The 21,127-nt window shown below is 61.1% G+C and carries 21 protein-coding genes; 8 read left to right on the top strand and 13 right to left on the bottom strand.

Going from position 1 to position 21,127, the window contains the following annotated elements; genetic code table 11:
- The first annotated feature begins 4 nt into the window (after positions 1 to 4).
- Positions 5 to 544 carry a molybdenum cofactor biosynthesis protein B gene (gene moaB, locus GQX66_RS09175; protein ID WP_085744951.1) on the top strand — a complete coding sequence of 180 codons (540 nt, stop codon included), beginning with the start codon at positions 5 to 7 and terminating at the stop codon, positions 542 to 544.
- Entirely contained in the window at positions 528 to 1,754 is a 1,227-nt protein-coding gene (gene glp / locus GQX66_RS09170; RefSeq protein WP_134021169.1) for a gephyrin-like molybdotransferase Glp, read from the top strand. Before moaB ends, glp begins: the two co-directional genes overlap by 17 nt.
- Positions 1,755 to 1,810: 56 nt before the next feature.
- Here the strand turns inward: glp and GQX66_RS09165 are convergent, their stop codons facing one another.
- A complete protein-coding gene (locus GQX66_RS09165; RefSeq protein WP_173892738.1) occupies positions 1,811 to 2,119 on the bottom strand; it encodes a hypothetical protein in 309 nt (102 codons plus the stop codon).
- Positions 2,120 to 2,433: 314 nt separating this feature from the next.
- Between GQX66_RS09165 and yegS the strand changes: the two genes are divergently transcribed.
- Positions 2,434 to 3,351, top strand: coding sequence for a lipid kinase YegS (yegS, locus tag GQX66_RS09160; protein ID WP_102686451.1), 918 nt, complete (start codon positions 2,434 to 2,436; stop codon positions 3,349 to 3,351).
- Here yegS and GQX66_RS09155 read toward each other — a convergent pair.
- The 3 genes from GQX66_RS09155 to GQX66_RS09145 all read right to left on the bottom strand — a co-directional run bounded on the left by GQX66_RS09155 (position 3,335) and on the right by GQX66_RS09145 (position 5,837).
- Complete coding sequence (locus GQX66_RS09155; RefSeq protein WP_007955750.1) at positions 3,335 to 3,994, bottom strand: response regulator transcription factor; 660 nt, start codon at positions 3,992 to 3,994, stop codon at positions 3,335 to 3,337. The genes yegS and GQX66_RS09155 overlap by 17 nt on opposite strands.
- Positions 3,991 to 4,884, bottom strand: a complete 894-nt coding sequence (locus GQX66_RS09150) for a sensor histidine kinase (RefSeq protein WP_085744948.1) — start codon at positions 4,882 to 4,884, stop codon at positions 3,991 to 3,993. Before GQX66_RS09150 ends, GQX66_RS09155 begins: the two co-directional genes overlap by 4 nt.
- 482 nt (positions 4,885 to 5,366) lie before the next feature.
- Complete coding sequence (locus GQX66_RS09145; protein ID WP_085744947.1) at positions 5,367 to 5,837, bottom strand: hypothetical protein; 471 nt, start codon at positions 5,835 to 5,837, stop codon at positions 5,367 to 5,369.
- A gap of 452 nt (positions 5,838 to 6,289) precedes the next feature.
- Here GQX66_RS09145 and GQX66_RS09140 point away from each other — a divergent pair, with 452 nt between their 5' ends.
- Both GQX66_RS09140 and GQX66_RS09135 read left to right on the top strand, forming a co-directional pair.
- A complete protein-coding gene (locus GQX66_RS09140) occupies positions 6,290 to 7,225 on the top strand; it encodes a chemotaxis protein CheV (RefSeq protein ID WP_034155209.1) in 936 nt (311 codons plus the stop codon).
- A 90-nt stretch (positions 7,226 to 7,315) separates the two neighbouring features.
- Positions 7,316 to 8,122: an MOSC domain-containing protein gene (locus tag GQX66_RS09135; protein ID WP_085744946.1), complete on the top strand. Its 807-nt coding sequence runs from the start codon at positions 7,316 to 7,318 to the stop codon at positions 8,120 to 8,122.
- 71 nt (positions 8,123 to 8,193) lie between these two features.
- On the opposite strand, the gene GQX66_RS09130 is transcribed toward GQX66_RS09135, so the two are convergent.
- From GQX66_RS09130 to GQX66_RS09095, 8 genes are all read right to left on the bottom strand, one after another.
- On the bottom strand, positions 8,194 to 8,478 hold the full coding sequence (locus tag GQX66_RS09130) for a pyrimidine/purine nucleoside phosphorylase (RefSeq protein ID WP_236189604.1): 285 nt from the start codon (positions 8,476 to 8,478) through the stop codon (positions 8,194 to 8,196).
- A gap of 82 nt (positions 8,479 to 8,560) precedes the next feature.
- Positions 8,561 to 9,103: an exonuclease domain-containing protein gene (locus GQX66_RS09125; protein WP_011335265.1), complete on the bottom strand. Its 543-nt coding sequence runs from the start codon at positions 9,101 to 9,103 to the stop codon at positions 8,561 to 8,563.
- Between the two features lie 69 nt (positions 9,104 to 9,172).
- Positions 9,173 to 11,134, bottom strand: a complete 1,962-nt coding sequence (locus GQX66_RS09120) for an acetyl/propionyl/methylcrotonyl-CoA carboxylase subunit alpha (RefSeq protein WP_102686446.1) — start codon at positions 11,132 to 11,134, stop codon at positions 9,173 to 9,175.
- Positions 11,135 to 11,250: 116 nt separating this feature from the next.
- Positions 11,251 to 12,048 carry an enoyl-CoA hydratase-related protein gene (locus tag GQX66_RS09115; protein WP_240868381.1) on the bottom strand — a complete coding sequence of 266 codons (798 nt, stop codon included), beginning with the start codon at positions 12,046 to 12,048 and terminating at the stop codon, positions 11,251 to 11,253.
- Positions 12,045 to 13,202, bottom strand: a complete 1,158-nt coding sequence (gene atuD, locus GQX66_RS09110) for a citronellyl-CoA dehydrogenase (RefSeq protein WP_085710720.1) — start codon at positions 13,200 to 13,202, stop codon at positions 12,045 to 12,047. Before atuD ends, GQX66_RS09115 begins: the two co-directional genes overlap by 4 nt.
- Positions 13,203 to 13,231: 29 nt before the next feature.
- Positions 13,232 to 14,848: an acyl-CoA carboxylase subunit beta gene (gene atuC, locus GQX66_RS09105; protein ID WP_240868359.1), complete on the bottom strand. Its 1,617-nt coding sequence runs from the start codon at positions 14,846 to 14,848 to the stop codon at positions 13,232 to 13,234.
- Positions 14,849 to 14,851: 3 nt separating this feature from the next.
- Entirely contained in the window at positions 14,852 to 15,721 is an 870-nt protein-coding gene (locus GQX66_RS09100; protein ID WP_085744941.1) for an SDR family oxidoreductase, read from the bottom strand.
- Positions 15,722 to 15,733: 12 nt separating this feature from the next.
- Positions 15,734 to 17,524 (bottom strand): acyclic terpene utilization AtuA family protein, encoded by a 1,791-nt coding sequence (locus GQX66_RS09095; RefSeq protein WP_240868343.1) that lies wholly within the window; start codon positions 17,522 to 17,524, stop codon positions 15,734 to 15,736.
- A gap of 194 nt (positions 17,525 to 17,718) precedes the next feature.
- Between GQX66_RS09095 and GQX66_RS09090 the strand changes: the two genes are divergently transcribed.
- The 3 genes from GQX66_RS09090 (at position 17,719) to GQX66_RS09080 (ending at position 20,332) form a co-directional block, all read left to right on the top strand.
- Positions 17,719 to 18,342 (top strand): TetR/AcrR family transcriptional regulator, encoded by a 624-nt coding sequence (locus tag GQX66_RS09090; protein ID WP_007955773.1) that lies wholly within the window; start codon positions 17,719 to 17,721, stop codon positions 18,340 to 18,342.
- Between the two features lie 91 nt (positions 18,343 to 18,433).
- Positions 18,434 to 19,231 carry a transporter substrate-binding domain-containing protein gene (locus GQX66_RS09085; RefSeq protein WP_102686440.1) on the top strand — a complete coding sequence of 266 codons (798 nt, stop codon included), beginning with the start codon at positions 18,434 to 18,436 and terminating at the stop codon, positions 19,229 to 19,231.
- A gap of 87 nt (positions 19,232 to 19,318) precedes the next feature.
- Positions 19,319 to 20,332, top strand: a complete 1,014-nt coding sequence (locus GQX66_RS09080) for a GNAT family N-acetyltransferase (RefSeq protein WP_102686439.1) — start codon at positions 19,319 to 19,321, stop codon at positions 20,330 to 20,332.
- Positions 20,333 to 20,405: 73 nt separating this feature from the next.
- Here GQX66_RS09080 and GQX66_RS09075 read toward each other — a convergent pair whose 3' ends face one another.
- Positions 20,406 to 20,960: an RNA polymerase factor sigma-70 gene (locus GQX66_RS09075; protein WP_007955779.1), complete on the bottom strand. Its 555-nt coding sequence runs from the start codon at positions 20,958 to 20,960 to the stop codon at positions 20,406 to 20,408.
- Positions 20,961 to 21,127 lie beyond the last annotated feature (167 nt).

Here is a 21,127-nt window from a genome sequence, read left to right as displayed (position 1 = left end):
GCCTATGAAAGCCAAGGCTGATGTACCTTTCGTGCCGCTTAATATCGCGGTGTTGACGGTCAGCGATACCCGAACCCTGGAAACCGATACCTCCGGCCAGGTCTTCGTCGACCGGCTGACGGCCGCCGGCCATTATCTGGCGCAGCGAGTGCTGCTCAAAGATGACCTGTACAAGATCCGTGCGCAAGTCGCCCACTGGATTGCCGAAGACGTCGTGCAAGTCGTGCTGATCACCGGAGGCACCGGTTTTACTGGCCGTGACAGCACCCCGGAAGCGGTCGCTTGCCTGCTGGACAAACAGGTCGATGGCTTTGGTGAGCTGTTCCGCCAGATCTCGGTGGCCGACATCGGCACCTCCACCGTGCAATCCCGGGCTTTGGCGGGACTGGCCAATGGCACGCTGGTCTGCTGCCTGCCAGGTTCGACCAACGCAGTGCGCACCGGTTGGGATGGCATCCTCGCCGAGCAACTGGACTCACGCCACCGCCCGTGCAATTTCGTCACTCATTTGAAACAGGCGGCGCCTTGTGAATCCCGTGGGTAAGCCGGGCAAGACCGGCAGCCTGATGCCCGTCGAAGAGGCATTCGCGCGATTGCTGGAAATGGCCGAGAGCTCGCGGATTGTCGAGAGTGAGTTTTTGCCACTGGCGCATGTTCAGGGGCGGGTGCTGGCGCAGGATCTGATTTCGACACTGGATCTGCCGCCGTGGCCGAACAGCGCCATGGACGGTTACGCGTTGAATCTGGCCGACTGGACCGGCGAACCGTTGCCGGTCAGTCAGAAGATCTTCGCCGGACAGGCGCCCAAGCCTTTGGAACCAGGCACCTGTGCGCGGATCTTTACCGGCGCGCCGGTGCCTGCCGGTGCCGACTGTGTCGAGATGCAGGAAAACGCCGAGATTCATGCCGACGAACGTGTGAGTTTCATCGAGACGATGGTGACCGGGCAAAACATTCGCCCGCGAGGCCAGGAAACGACTGTTGGCGAGCTGGTCTTGCCTGCCGGAACCCGGCTCGGTCCGATCGAGCAGGGGTTGGCCGCGTCACTGGGTTGCGCTGGGCTCGAGGTGATTCGCCGGGTCCGTGTGGCGGTGCTGTCCACGGGGGACGAGTTGGTCGAGCCGGGCACGACACTGGGGCCGGGACAGATCTACAACAGTAACCGGGTGTTGTTGTGCAGCTGGTTGCAGCGCCTGGGATGTGAAGTGGTGGATGCCGGTATTCTTCCTGATGACTTGCCCACCACCCGTGCGCGACTTGGGGAGCTCCAGGATGTAGACCTGATCCTGTCGACCGGTGGCGTATCGGTAGGGGAAGCGGATTTCCTCGGAATCGCATTGAGGGAAGAGGGCGAACTGACACTCTGGAAGCTGGCGATCAAACCCGGCAAGCCGCTGACGGTCGGGCATTTTCGCGGTGTCCCGGTGATTGGGTTACCGGGTAATCCGGCCTCGACACTGGTGACCTTTGCTTTGTTGACCCGACCTTATCTGTTGCGTCGCCAAGGCGTGCAGGATGTCGAGCCGCTGAAGTTTTCGGTGCCCGCAGGATTTGTCTGGCCTCAGGCCGGTAACCGCCGTGAATTTCTGCGCGGACGTCTGGAGCAGGGGCAAGCGATTATCTACCGCAACCAGAGTTCGGGCGTTCTGCGCAGCGCTGCCTGGGCCGAGGGTCTGGTGGAGGTGCAGGAAGGCCGAGTCTTGGCCAAGGGTGACCAGGTGCCATTCATTCCACTCAGCGAGCTTCTCGGTTGATTGCAGGCATTTGAAAGGCAGGCATCGTCGCAAAACGATGCGTGCCTTTCAGCCGTTCAACGGCTGAGCAGTGTGACGAGCTGATCGAACCGGCTGTTGGCAATCCAGCCCAACAGTCCGAGCACCATCGCTGTCGCGCCTGCCGAATAGGCAAGACGATGTTTGATGGCTTTGACGTCTCCTCTGACTTCGTCCATGTCACGTCGAATGTACTTGAGGTGAGTTTCCAGCTCGGTGACGCGCGGTTCCATTTCGTTTTCTCCAGTACTTCTGGCGCTGCATTTGAATTCGTCTTTAAGACTGGCGCGACTTTCGGAGAGAGAGGCAACCGGACTCACGGATAATCTTGCTTCATGGCTTTGCATGGAAACACCCGCCTGATGCGATGGGGTTCTGTCGGCAAATGCCGGAATGCAAATTTTCGTAAGTCCTGAAACTGTATGCACTCATTACATGCACATCCTTGTGTAATTGAATTGAAGATTGCTGACGCCGACACACGTTGTACCAAGGACCGGGCTGGGTCAATTGAGCCGATTCCTTACGTTCTGTACGAAAATGTACCGGCATGTAGGACGATCAGTGTGAGCCTCAGGAATTAATCAGAAGGCGTGTGACTTTTTTACCTGCGTTGGTGGTCAAGATGTCCCGTACTGATTCAATTCCGGGAGTAACAGCAATGAGTGAACGCAAGGCATTGTTGATTCTGCATGGCAAGCAGGCACTCAACGAGGCGGTTCGTGCCGCTGTCGAGAACAAACGCAAGCAGGGCTGGGAACTGGCTGTGCGCCTGACCTGGGAGGCCGGCGATGCCCAGCGACTGGTGGAGGAGGCGCTGGCGGCGGGATACAGTCAGATCATTGCCGGTGGCGGAGATGGCACCCTGCGCGATATCGCCGAAGCAATGGCGGCGCAGCCGGGCAAGGCCAGCCTGGTGCTGTTGCCGCTGGGAACCGCCAACGATTTTTCCCGCGCGGCGGCCATTCCGCTGGAGCCGGCCGAAGCGCTCGAATTGCTTGAGGCACCCGCCCATGACATTGATCTGGGCGAGGTCGGCGGGCAGATTTTCCTGAACATGGCCACCGGCGGATTCGGCAGCCAGGTGACCGCCAACACGTCGGAAGATCTGAAAAAAGTGCTGGGCGGCGCGGCCTATCTGTTCACCGGTTTATCGCGGTTCAGTGAGTTGCATGCCGCTTATGGCGAATTGCAGGGTCCGGATTTTCACTGGCGTGGCGAGCTGCTGGCGCTGGGGATCGGCAACGGTCGTCAGGCGGGCGGCGGGCATGTGTTGTGCCCGGAAGCGTTGGTGGACGACGGTCTTCTGGATATCAGCATTCTGCCAGCGCCACAGGAGCTGGTCGGCACGCTGAAAAATCTGCTCAGCGACGGATTTGGCATCGATAACATGTTCGTGCGTACCCGTTTGCCGTGGGTTGAAATCAAGGTTGCCGAAGGGCTTTGCATCAATCTCGACGGTGAGCCACTGGAGGGCGACAGCCTGCGGTTTGCGGCGCGCCCGGGGGCGTTGCGTTTGCATTTGCCCAAGGACTCGCCGCTGTTGGGCGCAACGCCCCGGGTCAGTCGTCCAGACTGATGATCTGTTCGCGCACGGCGAACAGCACCAGGCCCGCCACATCGTAGATCTGCAGGCGTTTCATGATCTGCGACCGGTGGGTTTCGACCGTCTTGATGCTCAAGCCCAGGCCATTGGCGATTTCTCGCGTGGACTTGCCGCGCACGATCAAACGCAGGATTTCCAGCTGGCGTGCCGTCAGGTTGTGCGACTCGGCGACTTCCGGCTGCTGCTTCAGATTGCGGGTCAGCGCCTGATTGATCACGGTATGGGCGATGGCAGGACTCAGGTAGCGCTCGTTGTTGCGCAGTGCTTCCAGTGCATGTTCGAGCTCGGTGGCCGTGGTGTCCTTGAGCAGGTAACCGTGCGCACCGGACTCCAGCGCCTGCATGATGAGCGCGGGGTCGGTGTGCATCGACAGGATCAGCACTTTGGCGTGCGGGCGTACCCGTCTGAGCCGCTGCAAGGCTTCCAGGCCGCCGGTTTCCTTCATGGAAATGTCCAGCAATACGATATCGGGAGACAGCAGCTCGACCATCTCGAGCAGCTGCGAGCCATCATTGGCCTCGCCGATGACCGCATAACCGGGAATATCCAGCACCAGGGCGCGCACGCCGGCCCTGATCAGCGAGTGGTCATCCACCAGAAGTAAGTTACAAGTCAACGCATAACCTTATTCGTACTGGCCCGCTCGAGTGCACGGGGCGCCCAGGGGAATAGTGCTTCGATTTGAGTACCTTTGCCCGGCTCGCTGGTCACGCTCAGTGTGCCGCCCAGTTGCTCGATCCGTTCGGCCATCCCGGCCATGCCCCGCTGTCCTTCGCGACCCGGATTCGCTGCCGGGGAAAAGCCCAGGCCATCATCGCTGATCAGCAGGGTCAGGCCCTGCGGCAGGCGTTGCACGCGGATCAACAGGTTTTTGGCCTGCGCATGGCGAAGGATGTTGGTCACCGCTTCCTGAGTGATACGAAAGGCGGCCACGGCCATTTCTTCGGGGATTCCGTTCAGGCGCTGCTGGCAGTCCAGACTCCAGTGCACCGAAGTATTGGCCAGTACCTTGAGCAGGTGCGCACGCAAGCTCGCTTCCAGACCAAGGCTGGTCAGTTGCCGCGGGTTGAGAATGGCCGAAACGTCGCGAACCTTGTTAAGGGTTTCTTCGAGCGTCTCGCAAAGTACTGAACAGTGTTCCTGCATGTCCGCGGGCAAGCGACGCTTGAGCCATTCGCTTTGCAGCTTGGCGGCGGTCAGCAGTTGGCCGATATCGTCATGCAGTTCACGGCTCAGGCGATGGCGCTCGTTTTCCTGGACTTCCAGCAAACGGTCGGCGAGTTCCTGAGGCTGGAACTTGATGGATTTGCGCGACAGACGATGTTGGGTCCAGACGCAACCGGCAGCCGCCACGTTGATCAGCAGCAGGCCGAGCGACAACGGCGCAGAGATGCCATAGCTCAACAGACTGCCCAAGGCCGAAGCCGTGCACAGCAGGAGTGTGAACCTGCGGGCATTTTCTCGGGAGGGAGGCCATGTGGTGATTGACTTGAGGCTGGCGTACATAGCGGATGGAGCCAATGGATGTTCGCTGCGGGCAGACCGGTCAGAAGGGCTGGCGGTCTCTGTCTGGAAAACTGTCATTCAGGTTGTTGATTTCAAAACGGTTCAGTGATCGATAATTGAGCGCCAACTTCGGTGGAGACTGCTCATAGAAGTCACAATGCCATTAACTGAAACAACTAACGGGCGGCATAATACCACTTAACATACCGTTGGTCGCGTTTGCGCTATATGTCCAAAGAGTCAGGAAACAGGCCATGTTGGACGAGGGTTCCATAATGGAAAAGTTGAAGTACCCGACTCGATAATTATCGATGCACCACAAGTTTTCTTTTACACAGGAAAACCCTGACATCCGCAGAGGATAGTCTGCATTCATCGCACGTAATTATTTATTGGGAGGTGTCGCAGGCAGGCATGAACTATTCAATTGCGACATTCGACGGCGAGAACTGACGGGCCCGAACAGCCCACTGTATGCTCGGTTACGCTTGGCGTTCCGTCCAGGAGACGAGGGACATCGGCTTGCCATTGAGCGGCATTTGAAAGTGAGTCTGTCCGACCTGGCAGGCAAAGGCTTCAATCAGCGACGCCTGCTCGCTTTCATCGAGGCCCAATTGGCCGGTGCTTGGGTCAACCAGCTCCAGTTGCCAGGCCATCAGGGTGAAGCAGTCTTTCAGTGCTTCCAGGGCCTGCGCATGCAAATCCACGTGATCCTGAACCTGGGTGAGCAGGCCATGCAGGTGCAGGGAGAATTCGGACACCGCCCCCAGCGCCAGGGCATCGGCCTTGTTCGCCAGCTTGAGGAGGGTGCTGAGCATGCAGTCGATGGCGTCCTTGTCATTGCTGATCAGCTGCAAGTGGCTGAGGCATTCTTCAGACTTGGCCAGGAGCGTTTCAGCCTCGACAAGAAATTCGGGGAACCGCTGCGCCCAGTCACTACGGTCGTTCGGCATGCTTATCTCCACCACGTCATGTCTGATGAGGGAATGCCGTGTGTGTCGACGATCATGAACCGTCGCGAGACCGCGCCCCGGTGTGCATTGGCACAGACCTGGGGTTTCAAGAGGATGTGTTTCCACTGAATTGCGATCGCACACAATAGCCTGACTCCGTTCATGCAATGAGAATGGCGTCACATTAATGGCTATTGGATATCGCGAATATCAGGTTGGGCCTGATTGTTACTAGGGGATTCCCTTAGGCACGGGAACCTGTCGCGCAAATCGAGGTCGCGCCGAAGAGAATGTAGCAGATGATTTCACCGGGCCAGTAAAGCATGATGTTAATGTGACATCAATGCCTGCTCATGGCATTTTGTTGGTGATTTGTGACGGGATCAAGATCCGTCAGATTCAGCCGATAACCCCCAATAGTGAATTCATCAGAACAAGCCCAGGAGTCATTGATGGCCGGCATTCTCGACACGGTAGACCAACGCACGCAACTGGTGGGTGAGAATCGCCTGGAAATTCTCATGTTTCGACTGGCCGGACGCCAATTGTTCGCGATCAACGTGTTCAAGGTTCAGGAAGTCCTGCAGTTGCCGAAACTGACCCTGATGCCCCAGCGTCACCCGTTTGTCTGCGGTGTGGTCAACCTGCGTGGGCAGACGCTGCCGGTGATCGACCTGTCCCAAGCGATCGGCATGCGGCCATTGGTGCCTGGCCCGAACAGCACGATCATCGTCACTGAATACAATCGTTCGGTGCAGGCGTTTCTCGTCGGTGGCGTGGACCGCATCGTCAACATGAACTGGGAAGCCATCCTGCCACCGCCGACAAGCGCCGGTCGTCAGCATTACCTGACGGCCATCAGCAAGGTCGACGATCAACTGGTGGAAATCATCGACGTCGAGAAAGTCCTCGCCGAAATCGTGCCGTACAACGCCAAGGTTTCGCGCGACAAACTGGACGATCCGGTGCTCGAACGCGCCCGTGGCCGTGAAGTGTTGCTGGTGGACGACTCCAACGTGGCGCTCTCGCAATTGCGCGACACTCTCGGCCAGTTGGGCGTGAAGATGCACATCGCCAGCGACGGCCTGAAAGCCCTGAACATGCTCAAGGCCTGGGCGGACACCGGGGTGAACATGACCGACAAGCTGCTGATGATCTTTACCGACGCTGAAATGCCGGAAATGGATGGCTACCGGCTGACCACCGAAATCCGCAACGACCCGCGCCTGCGTGGCCTGTATGTGGTGCTGCACACCTCGCTGTCCGGCAGTTTCAACGACTCGATGGTGAAGAAGGTCGGCTGCGACAACTTCCTCTCCAAGTTCCAGCCGGACAAGCTGGTCGATGTGGTGCGCCAGCGTCTGATGCTCGACGAAGTGCCGGCCTGATCAACGTGTCGAGGCTGACCCTGCGTCAGCCTTTGATTCGCTGACAAAGCTCGTATAGGGTGGCGTTTTTGACCCACCAGGGAGCTGGCCATGCTGCGTCTGAGCGCGCTTTATCGTTACCCGTTGAAATCCGCCAAGGGCGAAGTCCTGCAAGGGATCGGCCTGGACAAACTGGGGCTTGAGGGCGACCGACGCTGGATGCTGGTGGACGAGGCCAGCGGGCGATTCCTGACCCAGCGTGCCGAAGCGAAGATGAGCCAGTTGTCGGCATTGTGGAATGCCAGCGGCGGTCTGACGCTCAGCGCGCCGGGGCATTCGGCAATCGATGTCGCCCTGCCCGGCAGCGACGATGACCTGCGCGGCGTAACCATCTGGCGTGACACCCTGCGTGTGCCGGATGCCGGTGAAGAGGCGGCCCGCTGGGTCAGCGATTTCATCGGCAAGCCGACCCGACTGGTGCAAGTGCCGCTGGATCGTGCCCGGACGACCCAGGCCGGGTACGGCAACGATGACGATCAAGTGGCATTCGCCGATGGTTTCCCGCTGCTGCTGATTGGTGAGGCCTCGCTGCAACACCTGTCGCAGGAAGTCGGGCGTCCGCTGGAAATGCTGCGGTTCCGGCCGAATCTGGTGATCGAAGGCAGTGATGCTTACGCCGAGGATGGCTGGAAGCGGATTCGAATCGGCGATGTCGAGTTCCGCGTGGTCAAGTCCTGCTCGCGGTGCATTCTCACCACGATCGATCCGCAGACAGGTGAGCGCAGCGCTGACCGTGAACCGCTGGCGACCTTGCAGAAGACTCGCGCCCAAGCCGACGGCGCGATGTTTGGCCAGAACCTGGTCAACGACGGCAACGGACGGCTTGAAGTCGGTATGCCGGTGGAAATCCTCGAATAAACGGCCCTGAAACGAAAAATGCCCGTGTCCAAGGACACGGGCATTTTTTATGACCGCAGGAAACCGGGGTTTCAGCTGCGGTATTCGCACAGGTAAGCGGTGTCGACGGCCACTTTCAGCTGGAACTTGCTGTTGGCTGGCACGTTGAACTGGCTGCCGGCGGCGAAGGTTTCCCAGTCGCTGCTGTCCGGCAGTTTGACGGTCAGTGCGCCCGAAACCACGTGCATGATTTCACGCTGGCTGGTGCCGAATTCGTATTCGCCCGGGGCCATGACGCCGATGGTCGCAGGGCCTTCAGCGGTGCCAAAAGCGATCGACTTGACGGTGCCGTCGAAGTACTCGTTGACTTTAAACATGGGCGATTCCTCTCGAAAAGGGCTTAAAAGGGTCAAAAAGGGTCGGCCAGTATGCACAAGGCTCATGGCGCCGTCACCTGCCCTAGAGCGGCAGCACCAACGGCAATAATCGGGCGGTATTGCGCGCATCTTCCAGCGCCCGGTGTTGTTGACCGGTGAATTGCATGCCCGCCAGTTGCAACGCGCCATTGAGGCCCAGTGGCCGTTCGAGGCGTCGGGCCTTGGCAAAGCGCTGTTTGAGGTTCATGTGCGGCACCCGGCTCAGCGCGCTGTCGAGTTGCAGGCGCTGCCATTCCTGAAGCAACTGTTTGCGGTCGTAATCGCCCCAGCTGGCCCAGCCTTCAAGGCGTGTCTGGTGCTGACCGAGCCAGCGCTCGAACGCAGGCCACACTTCACTCAGCGGCTGCGCCGCGTCGATGTTGGCCTGGGTGATGTGCGTGAGTTCGCGGCAAAACGGCGTCAGCAAGGGACGCCGCGTCGGTTTGACGAAGCGCTGGAAGTGATCCTGCTCGCGACCGGCGCGATCAACCAGGGTCGCGCCGATCTCGATGATCTCCATCTCCGTAACCGGCCAGCCACCCTCATCGGTGGTGGCTTCCAGATCTATGACCAGCCAATGGGGCATCGCAGGGTTCCTGATTTCCGCGTCCTGATTATTCAGAGCGTAGTCAAACCTTGCGGATGCGCGCGGCGACTACTCGACCTGCAACAGAACCTGACGATTTTTTACCTGATCGCCGATCTTGACCTGCACCCGCTTGAGCACGCCGTCGATGCCGGCCTTGAGCGGGTGCTCCATTTTCATCGCTTCCAGCACCACCAGCAGTTGGCCCTTGCTGACCGGGCTGCCTTCGCTGACAAGCACATCGATGATGGCGCCATCCATCGGGGCTTTCAACGTGCCGGAACTGACGCTGGTCTGACTGTCGATCACAGCATGAGTTCGATCCACCAGGTGCAGGCTGCCGGGGTGGGTGAACAGCCAGAGCTGGTCGTCGCGCAGCCGATAGGCATGGCGCTGTCGCAGGCCGTCGATTTCCAGTGTCACGGCCCCGACGGTGTGTTCGATGAGTTTGAGTTCGATGACGCGCTCCGCGACCTGCACTGCAAACGTATTGTCCGGACTGGCGCGCAGTTGCACGTTCCAGTCGCGGGCGTCGAGACTGATGCGATAGAGCAACGGCGCACCGGCATTGTTGCGCCATCCGGACAGCGGGGCGCGGTGTTGCTGTGCGACAGATTGGTAAAACAGCACCGCCGCCACGGCCAGATCTTCGGCACTGGGCGAATAGGCGCGAAGGCAGTCGTGATCTGCGAAGTATTGCGGGATGAAGCCAGTGCCGAACTCCCCGCTGATGAACTGCGGATGCTGCAACAGGCTGGCGAGCAACCGCTGATTGCTATGCACGCCCAGCAACACGCTGTCTTGAACCGCACACAGCAGTTTGCGCCGGGCCTCTTCACGGGTCGCGCCGTGGGCGATCAGTTTGCCGAGCATCGGGTCGTAGAACGGTGAGACCGACTGGCCTTCGATCAACCCGTGATCGATCCGTGCACCGCGATCCAGTGCCGGCGCCCAGGCTTCGACACGCCCGGTCTGCGGTAGAAAACCCTGGGCCGGGTCTTCGGCGTAGAGGCGCACTTCCATCGCGTGGCCATCGAGTTTCACCTGCGCCTGGGTCAGTGGCAGCGGTTGGCCCTCGGCGACCGACAGTTGCCACGCCACCAGGTCCAGCCCGGTAATCAGTTCAGTCACCGGGTGCTCGACCTGCAACCGGGTGTTCATTTCCAGAAAGTAGAACCGGCCATCGGCATCTAGCAAAAACTCCACGGTGCCGGCGCCGACATAGTTCACCGCACGCCCGGCCTTGAGCGCCGCTTCGCCCATTGCCTGGCGCAGTTCTTCGGTCATCACCGGGCAGGGTGCTTCTTCGATGACTTTCTGGTGCCGACGCTGAATCGAACAGTCGCGTTCCCCGAGGTAGATCAGGTTGCCGTGGTGATCGCCGAACAGCTGCACTTCGACATGGCGCGGTTCGATCAACGCCTGTTCGAGGATCAGTTCGTCGCTGCCGAAACCGTTCAAGGCTTCGGAGCGCGCCGTGCGCAATTGCGCTGGCAATTCCTCGACGCTGTGCACCAGACGCATGCCGCGCCCGCCACCGCCAGCGCTGGCCTTGATCATCAACGGGTAACCGATGCGCTCGGCTTCGCGGGTCAGCGTCACGTCGTCCTGCTCGGCGCCTTGATAGCCGGCGATGCACGGGACGCCGGCGGCGAGCATGGCGATTTTCGACTGTCGTTTGCTGCCCATCAGTTCGATGGCTTCGACGCTGGGGCCGATGAAGGTCAGGCCGGCCTGTTCGCAGGCGCGGGCGAATTCGGCATTTTCCGAGAGAAAGCCGTAGCCGGGATGGATTGCGTCGGCACCGCTGCGCCGGGCGGCGTCGAGGATCGCCGTGATGTTCAGGTAGGACTGCTGCACCGGCGCCGGGCCGATGTTCACCGCTTGATCGGCCATTTGCACGTGCAGTGCGTCGGCGTCGGCGTCGCTGAACACCGCGACCGTGCGATAGCCAAGCGCCTGGGCGGTGCGCTGGATGCGGCAGGCGATTTCACCGCGGTTGGCGATCAGGATTTTGTGGAGGGCGGGCATGGTGGTTTTCCTGAATGTTGGCGGTGGATTGAAGGGCCTCATCGCGGGCAAGCCCGCTCCCACAGGATTCAGTGGTGCTCACAAAAACTGTGGGAGCGGGCTTGCCCGCGATGCTTCTAAGGGGCCCACCTCGGTTTGCGCTTTTGCACAAACGCCATCGTGCCTTCGATGCCTTCGGCACCGGTCACCGCTTCGCTGAACCACTGCGCGGCTTCGTCCAGCAGTTCACTCGACGGCTGGCCGGCGCTGGCCAGCAGCAATTTTTTCGTCACGGCATTCGCTTCGGGGGCGCAGCACAGGACATGGTCGAGCACTTCATCCAGTCGCTCGGCGAGCGCCTGTGGATCCTGCTCGACAAAATGCACCAGCCCCAGACGTCGGGCCTGATGGCCGTCGAAGCGGGCGGCGGTCAGGGCCAGGCGGCGGGCCTCGGTCAGGCCGATGCGCTGCACAACAAACGGCGCGATCTGTGCCGGCAGCAGGCCGAGGCTGGTTTCCGGCAAACCGAATTGCGCCTGATGATCGGCGATGGCGATATCGCTGACACACGCCAGCCCGAACCCGCCCCCGAGCACCGCGCCCTGCAACACGGTGATCAGCACTTGCGGCGTGTGCTGCGCTTCTTCCAGCAACGACCCGAAGGCACGGTTCAACTCGCGATAGGCATCGCTGCCCTGAGCGCGGGCGTTGGCCATGTCCTTGATATCGCCGCCAGCGCAGAAATGCCCGCCGGCACCGCTGAGCACCAGCGCGCGAACGCTGCGGTCATCGCGCACCTCTGCCAGCACGGCGCGCAACTCGGCGACCATTTGCAGGCTCATGGCATTGCGGCTTTCCTGGCGATTGAGGGTGATGTGCAACACGCCGTTGTGCCGTTCCAGCAGCAGCGTCTGGCAATCGGGCAGGGCGCTCATTTCTTTTTCCCCGGCAGGATGCCCATCAGTTTGCAGATGATCCCCAGCATGATTTCGTCGGCGCCGCCGCCAATCGACACCAGCCGCACGTCGCGGTAGGCGCGGGCCACCGGGTTGTCCCACATGAAGCCCATGCCGCCCCAGTATTGCAGGCAACTGTCGCTGACTTCGCGGCCGAGGCGCCCGGCCTTGAGTTTGGCCATCGAAGCCAGTCGGGTGACGTCCTGGCCTTTCACGTATTGCTCGGTGGCCTGATAGACCAGCGCCCGCAGGCATTCGATTTCGGTCTGCAATTCGGCGAGGCGGAAGTGGATCACCTGGTTGTCGATCAGCGCATTGCCGAAAGTCTTGCGTTCCTTGCAGTACTCGATGGTGCTGTCGACGCAGTATTCCAGGCCTTTGATCATGTTCGCCGCGCCGAACAGGCGTTCCTCCTGGAACTGCAGCATCTGCATCATGAACCCGGCGCCTTCGTGGCCGATGCGATTGCGCTGGGGCACGCGCACGTTGTCGAAAAACACCTGGGCGGTTTCCGAACTGCGCATGCCGAGCTTGTCGAGGTGCGAACTGAGGCTGATGCCCGGCGTGTTCATCGGCACCATGATCAGCGACTTGTTGACGTGCGGTTTGTCGTCCGAAGTGTTGGCCAGCAGACAGATGAAATCAGCACTCGGCGAGTTGGTGATCCACATCTTGCTGCCGTTGATCACATAGTCGTCGCCGTCCTTGCGTGCGGTGGTCTTGAGCCCGGCGACATCGGAGCCAGCGCCGACTTCCGAGACGCCAATGCAACCGACCTGCTCGCCGGTGATGGCCGGGCGCAGGAATTCGTCGCGCAATTCATCGGAACCGAAGCGGGCGAGGGCCGGGGTGCACATGTCGGTCTGCACGCCGATCGACATCGGAATGCCGCCGCAGTGGATGGTGCCGAACTCTTCGGCGGCGACGATCGAATAGCTGTAATCCAGGCCCATGCCGCCGAATTTTTCCGGCTTGGAAATCCCCAGCAGACCGAGGTCGCCGGCCTTGCGGAAAATCTCGTGGATCGGAAAGCGCCCGGCCTTTTCCCATTCATCGACGTGGGGGTTGATCTCGTGCTCGACGAACTGGCGGACGGTACGGCGCAGTGCTTCGTGTTCCGGGGTGAAGATCATTTTTATTGTTCTCCTTTAGTCCGTGGCGATCAGAACCGGCTGACGCCGAAGCTGTTGGGTTGCAGCGTGCGGATGTCGGCTTCGTGGCAGATGTCCAGCAGGTAGCCGAGCAGGGTGCGGGTGTCACGCGGATCGATCAGCCCGTCGTCCCACAGGTTGGCGCTGCCGTAGAGGGCGGTGGACTGGCTGTCGAGTTTCTGCGCGGTGACCTGCTCCAGCATGTCGAGCATTTTCGGGTCGGGCACCAGGCCGTCCTTGAGCTGTTTGGCTTCGGTGACGATGCGCAACACCTTGCCGGCCTGGGCGCCACCCATCACGGCGGTGCGGCTGTTGGGCCAGGCGAAGATGAAGCGCGGATCAAGCCCGCGTCCGCACATCGCGTAGTTGCCCGCGCCGTAGGAGCCGCCGACCACGATCGTCAGTTTCGGCACCCGCGCATTGGCAACGGCCTGGATCAGTTTCGAGCCGTGCTTGATCACGCCGTGCTGTTCCGATTCGGTGCCGACCATGAACCCGGTGGTGTTGTGGAAAAACAGCAGCGGTGTCTGGCTCTGATCGCAGAGTTGAATGAATTGCGCCGCTTTGCTCGCGCCGTTGGGCGTGATCGGGCCGTTGTTGCCGATGAAACCGCAGGCGCGCCCCTGGATTTTCAGGTGCCCGCAAACGGTCTGCTGATCGAACTCGCCCTTGAACTCCAGGAAGCGCGATTCGTCGGCGATCCGCGCAATGATTTCGCGCACGTCGTAGGGCTTTTTCGGGTCGTCCGGGATCAGGCCGAGCAGTTCGTCGATGGGGTACAGCGGCTCTTTGAATTGCGGCTCGGGCAGCCACGGTATTTGCTCGTTCCAGTTCAGCAGGCTGACGATTTCCCGCACCTGACGCACGCCGTCGGCATCGTTTTCGGCCAGGTATTCTGCGGTGCCGGCGACTTGCGCGTGCATCTCGGCGCCGCCCAGTTCTTCGTCGGTGGCGACTTCACCGGTCGCTGCTTTAAGCAACGGCGGGCCGGCAAGAAACAGCTTGGCCTTGCCGCGCACCACCACCACGTAATCCGACAGCCCCGGCTGATACGCGCCACCGGCGGTGGCCGAACCGTGCACCACGGTGATCTGCGGCAGCCCCATGGCCGACATCCGCGCCTGATTGGCAAAGCTGCGTGCGCCTTCGACGAAAATCTCCGCCGCGTAATTGAGGTTGGCGCCGCCGCTTTCGGCGAGGGTGATGACCGGCAGTTTGTTTTCCTGGGCGATCTGTTGCAGGCGCAGGGATTTTTTCAGACCCGACGGGGAAATCGTCCCGCCCTTGATCGCGCTGTTGTTCGCCACGATCAAGGCGCGCACGCCGGACACGTAACCGATGCCGGCGATCAAGCCGCCACCGGCCGAGCTGCCGTCCTTGTCGTCGTGGAGTTTGTAGCCGGCCAGGCTCGCCAGTTCGAGGAACGGCGCGCCGGGGTCGAGCAACAGATTCAGACGTTCACGGGGCAACAGTTGTCCACGTTTGTCGAATTTCGGCTTAGCCTCGGCCGCCTTGTTCAGCAGGTTCTGTTCGAGCTGCTGGACTTGCTCGATGGCGGCGAGCATGGCTGCGCGGTTGCGGGCGAAGGCTTCGCTGTGCGGGTCGAGTTGGGACTGGATCTGCGGCATGGCTTACTCCTTGTCCTTCAAAACGTCCGGCATATAGGCCCGGTGAAAACCGTTGAAGGATTCGCTGTGGGTCGCCTTGTGCAGCGGCCAGGCGCGACTGCCCAGGCTGGCCGCGCCGTCTATGCGCAAGGTGCTGCCGCTGATGAACGCGGCAGCCGGGCTGAGCAGAAACACGATCGCTGCGCTGACCTCCGATTCGGTGCCGATGCGCTTGAGCGGCACGTGTTCGCGCAAGGTCGGGATCACGGCCTTGAACGCGCCTTCGTAAGTGTCCATGCCGCTGGACGCGATCCAGCCCGGCGCCACCGCATTCACCCGAACGCCGGCATAACCCCATTCGAACGCCGCCGTTTTGGTGAAGTTGTCCATGCCCGAACGCGCAGCGCCGGAGTGGCCCATGCCGGGCATGCCGCCCCACATGTCGGCGAGCATGTTGACGATGTTGCCGCCGTGTTTGCTCATCGATTGATTGAACACTTCCCGGGCCATCAGGAAGCCGCCGACCAGATTGGTCCGCAGTACGGTTTCGAAACCTTTCTGATTGATCGAGGCCAGGGGCGACGGGTACTGGCCGCCGGCATTGTTGACCAGCCCGTGGATCGGCCCGTGTTCGCGGATCAGTTCGCTGACCAGCGCCTTCACCGCCTCTTCGTCACGGATATCGCAGGCCCTCCAGCTCGCCCGACCGCCGTCCTCGGCAATTTCGGCGGCGACGCTTTGCAGCTTTTCCGGCTTGCGCCCGACCAGCACCACGTTGGCCCCGAGCGCCGCCAGTTCATGGGCGGTGCAACGCCCGATGCCACTGCCGCCCCCGGTGACGATGACGGTCTGGCCGCTGAACAGATCAGCCCGGAAAATCGATTCGAACGCCATGGTGCCAATCCTCTAGTCGAACTGTTCGGCGATGCTCTGCGGCACCGGGATCTGGATTTCCAGCAATTGCTGGGCGAAGGCCTTGCCTTGCGGGTCGATGCGCAGGCTCGCCACGCCGCCGCCACCAAGGGCGTTTTCCAGCAGGAAGTTGAGGCTGTGGGTGCCCGGCAGATACCAGCGCTCGACCCGGCCGTGAATCGGGTCGAGGACATGGCTCATCCAGTCGACAATCACGGCCGGGGTCAGCGCTTCGGCGATCCACGGCAGGTATTCGGGACGGCGCGGCAGGACGCCGATGTTGCTGTGATTGCCCTTGTCGCCGGAGCGCGCCACGGCCAGTTTCACCAATGGCACGCTCGCGTCGGCGCGGCCCTGGGGTTTGGGCGTTTCGTGGGGCAGGGGCAGATCCTGACTGTCGAGTGTTGCAGGGGCGGGCAGGGTGAACGGGTGAGATTCGCCGGCGATGTCGATCTGCAATGTGCAGGCGCTTTTGTCGATCAGGAACGAGAACAGCCGGATCAACGGATATACCGTCGGCCGTCCGCCAACGATCCCGGTCAGCCCTGGCGCCATGCCGGTGGCGGCCTGGGCGATCTCCCGGGAGAACAGGATCAACGCTTGTTTGTTCGGGTGGCGTACGGCGAGTTTGATCACCACTTCGCGGCTGTCCCGGCGCTGGCCGTGAGGGCCGTAGGTGGCTTCGCTGCCGAGCAGTTCGACGTGGGTTTCGGTGTAGAGCCCGAGACCTTTCTGGTCGAGCATCTCCGAGGTTTTGTCGAGAATCGCCTGGCTGACGCGCCGGGCTTTCTCCACGGCATCGATGCCGGCGATCAGGCAACTGGCGGTGCAACGGAAACCGTCCGGATACGTTGCGCTGACCTTGTATTGGTCGCTGGGCGGCAAGCCTTTGGCGCCGTGGACCCGGACCGCGTTTTTGCCTTGTTGCTGGAGTTTGACCTGGCTGAAATCGCAGACCACATCGGGCAACAGATAGGCCTGCGGATCACCGATTTCGTAGAGCATCTGCTCGCCGACGGTCAGTGGCGTAACCAGTCCGCCGGAGCCTTCGGGTTTGCTGACGATGAACTGGCCGTCGGCGCTGACTTCGACGATCGGGAAACCGATGTGTTCGTAGTCCGGCACGTCGCGCCAGTCGGTGAAGTTGCCGCCGGTGCACTGCGCGCCGCATTCGATGATGTGCCCGGCCAAGGCGCCTTGCGCGAGTTTGTCGTAGTCGTGCCACGACCAGCTGAATTCGTGCACCAGCGCGGCACTGACCACTGCGCTGTCGACCACCCGGCCGGTGATCACGATGTCGGCGCCAAGGCGCAGCGCTTCGACGATGCCCGGCGCGCCGAGGTAGGCGTTGGTCGACACGCACATCGGCGGCAGCGGGGCGCCGCTGAACATTTCCGTGATGCCTTGGGTGGCCAGTTGTTTGAACTGGGGTTGCAGGTCATCGCCCGACAGCACGGCGATCTTCAGCGCCACGCCAGCCTTGTCGCAGGCCGCTTGCAGCGCGGCGGCGCAGGCCTTGGGATTGACCCCGCCGGCATTGCTGATGACGCGAATTTTCTGTTCGGCCAGTTGCGGCAACAGAGGCGCGAGGACTTCGATGAAATCGCCGGCGAACCCGGCCTGCGGATCCTTCATGCGTGCGCCGGCCATGATCGACATGGTGATTTCGGCGAGGTAGTCGAAGACCAGATAATCCAGCTGTCCTGCGGCCACAAGCTGCGCGGCGGCGGTCGAGGTGTCTCCCCAGAATGCGCTGGCGCATCCGATGCGAACCGTGGTGGGCATTTTGATCTCCGACTCAGCAACCTGTGACAGAAGTGCATCGAGACTACCAAGCAAGCGCTTGGTTTGTAAACGCCTGGAATTATCTTCTGCCCAAGCGCTTGCTTGGTCACCGCCGGCGGCTTAAATTGCCCGCGCAACCCCGCCGTTTCTGCGGCGTACGGCGCATTTGACTGATCGACTGTAGGAGAGAACGGGTGGACGAGCAAAAAGCCCTGAGGGTCATGCGTGAACTGGTCGATGCCGGCCAGTTGACCGATCCGGACAGCGCTCGCGGCAAACTGCTGCAAGTGGCGGCCCACCTGTTCCGCAACAAAGGCTACGAGCGCACCACGGTTCGCGATCTGGCCGGTGCCGTGGGGATTCAGTCGGGCAGCATCTTTCATCACTTCAAGAGCAAGGATGAAATCCTGCGGGCGGTGATGGAAGAAACCATCCGCTACAACACCGCGCTGATGCGTGCGGCCCTTGCCGATGCCGCCGATGTGCGCGAGCGGGTGCTGGCGCTGATCCGCTGCGAATTGCAGTCGATCATGGGCGGCAGCGGCGAGGCGATGGCGGTGCTGGTGTATGAATGGCGCTCGCTGTCCGAAGACGGCCAGGCCAAAGTGCTGGCGCTGCGCGACATCTACGAAGACCTCTGGCTGCAAGTGCTGGGCGAGGCCAAGGAGGCGGGGTTCATCCGTGGCGACGTGTTCATTACCCGACGTTTTCTCACGGGCGCGTTGTCCTGGACCACCACCTGGTTCCGTGCCGGCGGCAGTCTGAGCCTGGATCAACTGGCCGAAGAAGCGCTGATTCTGGTGCTCGAGGAGCGCTAGGCGCTTTCTATCGGGCCGGGAAACTGGCTAACTGGGCGAAACCGCCTAGCTTGAATGCAATGATCGGTACTTTTTCGGGGAGTGGGGTGTTTTGAAGTCTTCGCCAATTCGGACGGCCGCCGGGCTGATGCTCGCAGCGCTGGCTGCTTTATGGGTATTGCCTGCTCCGGCGGCGCAGGTGGTTCGGGTGGGCGCAGCGCATTTTCCGCCCTACACCATTCGCCCGGAAAACGGCGCCGACACCGGCCTGCTGCCGGAACTGGTCGCCGCGTTGAACAGCGCCCAGAGCGACTATCGTTTTGAACTGGTGCCCACCTCGATTCCTCGCCGGTTCGGCGATTTCAAGGATGGCCGCACCGACATGGCGATCTTCGAAAATCCGGAGTGGGGCTGGAAAGACATTCCCCACACCACCGTCGACATGGGGCTTGAGGACGCAGAGATTTTCGTCGCGCAGAACAAGCCCGGTCGCCAGCAGAACTACTTCGCGGATCTCAAGGGCAAAAGGCTGGCGCTGTACAGCGGCTATCACTACGAATTCGCCAACTTCAACGCCGATCCCAAGTACCTCGCCGAAACCTACAACGCCACGCTGACCTATTCCCACGACAGCAACCTGCTGATGGTCTTGCGCGGGCGCGCGGACATTGCGTTGGTGACTCGCTCGTACCTGTTCGATTACCTGCTGCGCAACGAAAAGGTGCGCGACGAGTTGCTGGTGTCCCAGCGCATCGACCAGATCTACCACCACTACGCGATTCTCAGTCCGAAGGCGCCGATCACCGGCGAAGCGTTCGGCAAGCTGCTGCAAGGCCTGCGCGACAACGGGCAGATGCTGAAGATCTTCGACCCGTACAAGATTGCGGTGGTGCCGGTACCTCATCAGTGACCGGCGGTTTTTGCCGAACGGCCTAAATTTCCCGCCCCGGCTCACGTCCCATCGTTGAACTGTCGACGATTATCGTGAGCCCGACCCATGTCCAATCTGAATGACCTGACTGCCCTGGCCCTGCCTTCGGGCAGCCAACTGGTAGCCGATGCCACCGAAAGCCGTCTGAGCCTGAGCCTGGACGGGCAACCGCTGATTCGCCTGCGTCTTGATCGTGAAGGCCAGGGGCCGATCCAGATCGATGAGCGCTATGCACTGCCGCCGGGCCAGGCGCTGTGGGCGGCCTGTTATTGGCTGTTTGCCCGGGATCCGGCGCGTCAGCAATTGATCTGGCAACTCGATCAGGCGCCGACCGAAGCCTTGCTCAGCGGTTTGCTGGTGGGCACTGAAGTGGCGGGTGAATACCGCTGCGAGCGCACGCTGTTCTGGCAACTGCCGCAGCCGTGGCTCGGCACATCGCTGACCGGCAGCTATCCGCAGCAGATGGTCATCAGCAACGGCAAGCGTCATCCGCTGCGCCCGGTGAAACCGCGTGGGGAAGTCTATCGGCGTTTCGATGCCCGTCTCGGTGCCTGGATTTCCCTGCGAACGGTGGAGATCGAGCAGGATCTGGCGCGTTTCAATCGCTGGCAGAACAGCCCGCGCGTCGCGAGTTTCTGGCAGGAAGAGGGCAGCCTCGAACAGCATCGCGAGTACCTGAGCAAGCTCGACGCCGATCCGCACACGCTGACCCTGATCGGTTGTTTCGATGATCAGCCGTTTGCCTATTTCGAAGCTTACTGGGCCAAGGAAGATCGCATCGCGCCGTTCTACGATGCCGACAATTACGATCGCGGCATTCACATGCTGGTCGGGGAAGAAGACCATCGCGGTCCGCACAAGGTGGCGAGTTGGCTGTCGGCGCTGGTGCACTACCTGTTTCTGGATGATCCGCGCACGCAGCGCGTCGTTGCCGAACCGCGTGCCGACAATGCGAAGATGATCGGCCACATGCACAACCAGTGCTTCCACTGCGAGAAAGAATTCGATTTCCCGCACAAGCGCGCGGCGCTGATGATTCTCGGGCGCGAGCGGTTCTTCGACCGGTGCACGCTGGTGTGATATTTCGCTGAAAACAAAAAAGATCGCAGCCCTTCAACGAAGGCTGCGATCTTTTTTTTGGCTCTGTTTCAGGTCAGCGACGGTTCGCGGACACCGCATCGGCGCGGCTGCCGGATACCTTGCGGCAGTGCACCAGCGCATCGCGAATCATGAAGTTGACCAGCGTTGGCGAAACGCCGAGTTCCTTGGCAATGTCCTTCTGCGGCACGCCGTGCAGACGGTACATCTCGAACGCATAGCGGGTGCGGACCGGCAGCTCGGTCAACGCGTCGGCGATGTGTTCCAGGGTCGAGAAGTTGATGTGCGAGGTTTCCGGCGAAGCGCCCTGAATGACCACGTTCAACCCTTCCTCCTCGGGGCCGGCGTACTTCTGCTCCAGCGCCTGTTTGCGGTAGTGATCGATCGCCAGATTGCGCACGATCTGGAACAGATAACTCAGCTGGGCCTTGATCGACGACGTGATCGGCGGCGCCGACTGCAGTCGGAAGAACGCATCCTGGACCACATCTTCGGCGCGTGACCGGCAGCCGGTAATGCGGGCTGCAATCTTGACCAGAATCAGTCGATTGTCGACGAATGCCTGAAGTAGCGGTGAATCGCACCTGCTTGTGGATACTTGTTCCGTCATGGAAATCACCTTGCTGCCAATAGGTTAGTGGGACGCCTGGGGGACGGGGCCGTCCTACACATCGAGCGACAAATTATGTTGAATGATAATGATTGTCAATTGAGAAAGAGAACTAATGATCCATAACAGTGCGATCTGAGAACTGCGACACGCCGTCGCACTCGCCC

The sequence above is a fragment of the Pseudomonas sp. B707 genome (assembly GCF_022496685.1).
GTDB lineage: Bacteria > Pseudomonadota > Gammaproteobacteria > Pseudomonadales > Pseudomonadaceae > Aquipseudomonas > Aquipseudomonas paraglycinae.
This window is presented reverse-complemented; position numbering and strand designations above follow the sequence as displayed.

Bases quoted from the DNA above. Each gene is read 5' to 3' on its own strand.
- GQX66_RS09115 (WP_240868381.1), bottom strand. From the start codon at position 12,048: ATGAGCGCCCTGCCCGATTGCCAGACGCTGCTGCTGGAACGGCACAAC.
- GQX66_RS09075 (WP_007955779.1), bottom strand. From the start codon at position 20,960: ATGACGGAACAAGTATCCACAAGCAGGTGCGATTCACCGCTACTTCAG.
- atuC (WP_240868359.1), bottom strand. From the start codon at position 14,848: ATGCCGCAGATCCAGTCCCAACTCGACCCGCACAGCGAAGCCTTCGCC.
- GQX66_RS09150 (WP_085744948.1), bottom strand. From the start codon at position 4,884: ATGTACGCCAGCCTCAAGTCAATCACCACATGGCCTCCCTCCCGAGAA.
- GQX66_RS09120 (WP_102686446.1), bottom strand. From the start codon at position 11,134: ATGCCCGCCCTCCACAAAATCCTGATCGCCAACCGCGGTGAAATCGCC.
- GQX66_RS09165 (WP_173892738.1), bottom strand. From the start codon at position 2,119: ATGCAAAGCCATGAAGCAAGATTATCCGTGAGTCCGGTTGCCTCTCTC.
- GQX66_RS09125 (WP_011335265.1), bottom strand. From the start codon at position 9,103: ATGCCCCATTGGCTGGTCATAGATCTGGAAGCCACCACCGATGAGGGT.
- GQX66_RS09080 (WP_102686439.1), top strand. From the start codon at position 19,319: ATGTCCAATCTGAATGACCTGACTGCCCTGGCCCTGCCTTCGGGCAGC.
- yegS (WP_102686451.1), top strand. From the start codon at position 2,434: ATGAGTGAACGCAAGGCATTGTTGATTCTGCATGGCAAGCAGGCACTC.
- GQX66_RS09100 (WP_085744941.1), bottom strand. From the start codon at position 15,721: ATGGCGTTCGAATCGATTTTCCGGGCTGATCTGTTCAGCGGCCAGACC.
- GQX66_RS09095 (WP_240868343.1), bottom strand. From the start codon at position 17,524: ATGCCCACCACGGTTCGCATCGGATGCGCCAGCGCATTCTGGGGAGAC.
- moaB (WP_085744951.1), top strand. From the start codon at position 5: ATGAAAGCCAAGGCTGATGTACCTTTCGTGCCGCTTAATATCGCGGTG.
- GQX66_RS09130 (WP_236189604.1), bottom strand. From the start codon at position 8,478: ATGTTTAAAGTCAACGAGTACTTCGACGGCACCGTCAAGTCGATCGCT.
- atuD (WP_085710720.1), bottom strand. From the start codon at position 13,202: ATGATCTTCACCCCGGAACACGAAGCACTGCGCCGTACCGTCCGCCAG.
- GQX66_RS09140 (WP_034155209.1), top strand. From the start codon at position 6,290: ATGGCCGGCATTCTCGACACGGTAGACCAACGCACGCAACTGGTGGGT.
- GQX66_RS09145 (WP_085744947.1), bottom strand. From the start codon at position 5,837: ATGCCGAACGACCGTAGTGACTGGGCGCAGCGGTTCCCCGAATTTCTT.
- GQX66_RS09135 (WP_085744946.1), top strand. From the start codon at position 7,316: ATGCTGCGTCTGAGCGCGCTTTATCGTTACCCGTTGAAATCCGCCAAG.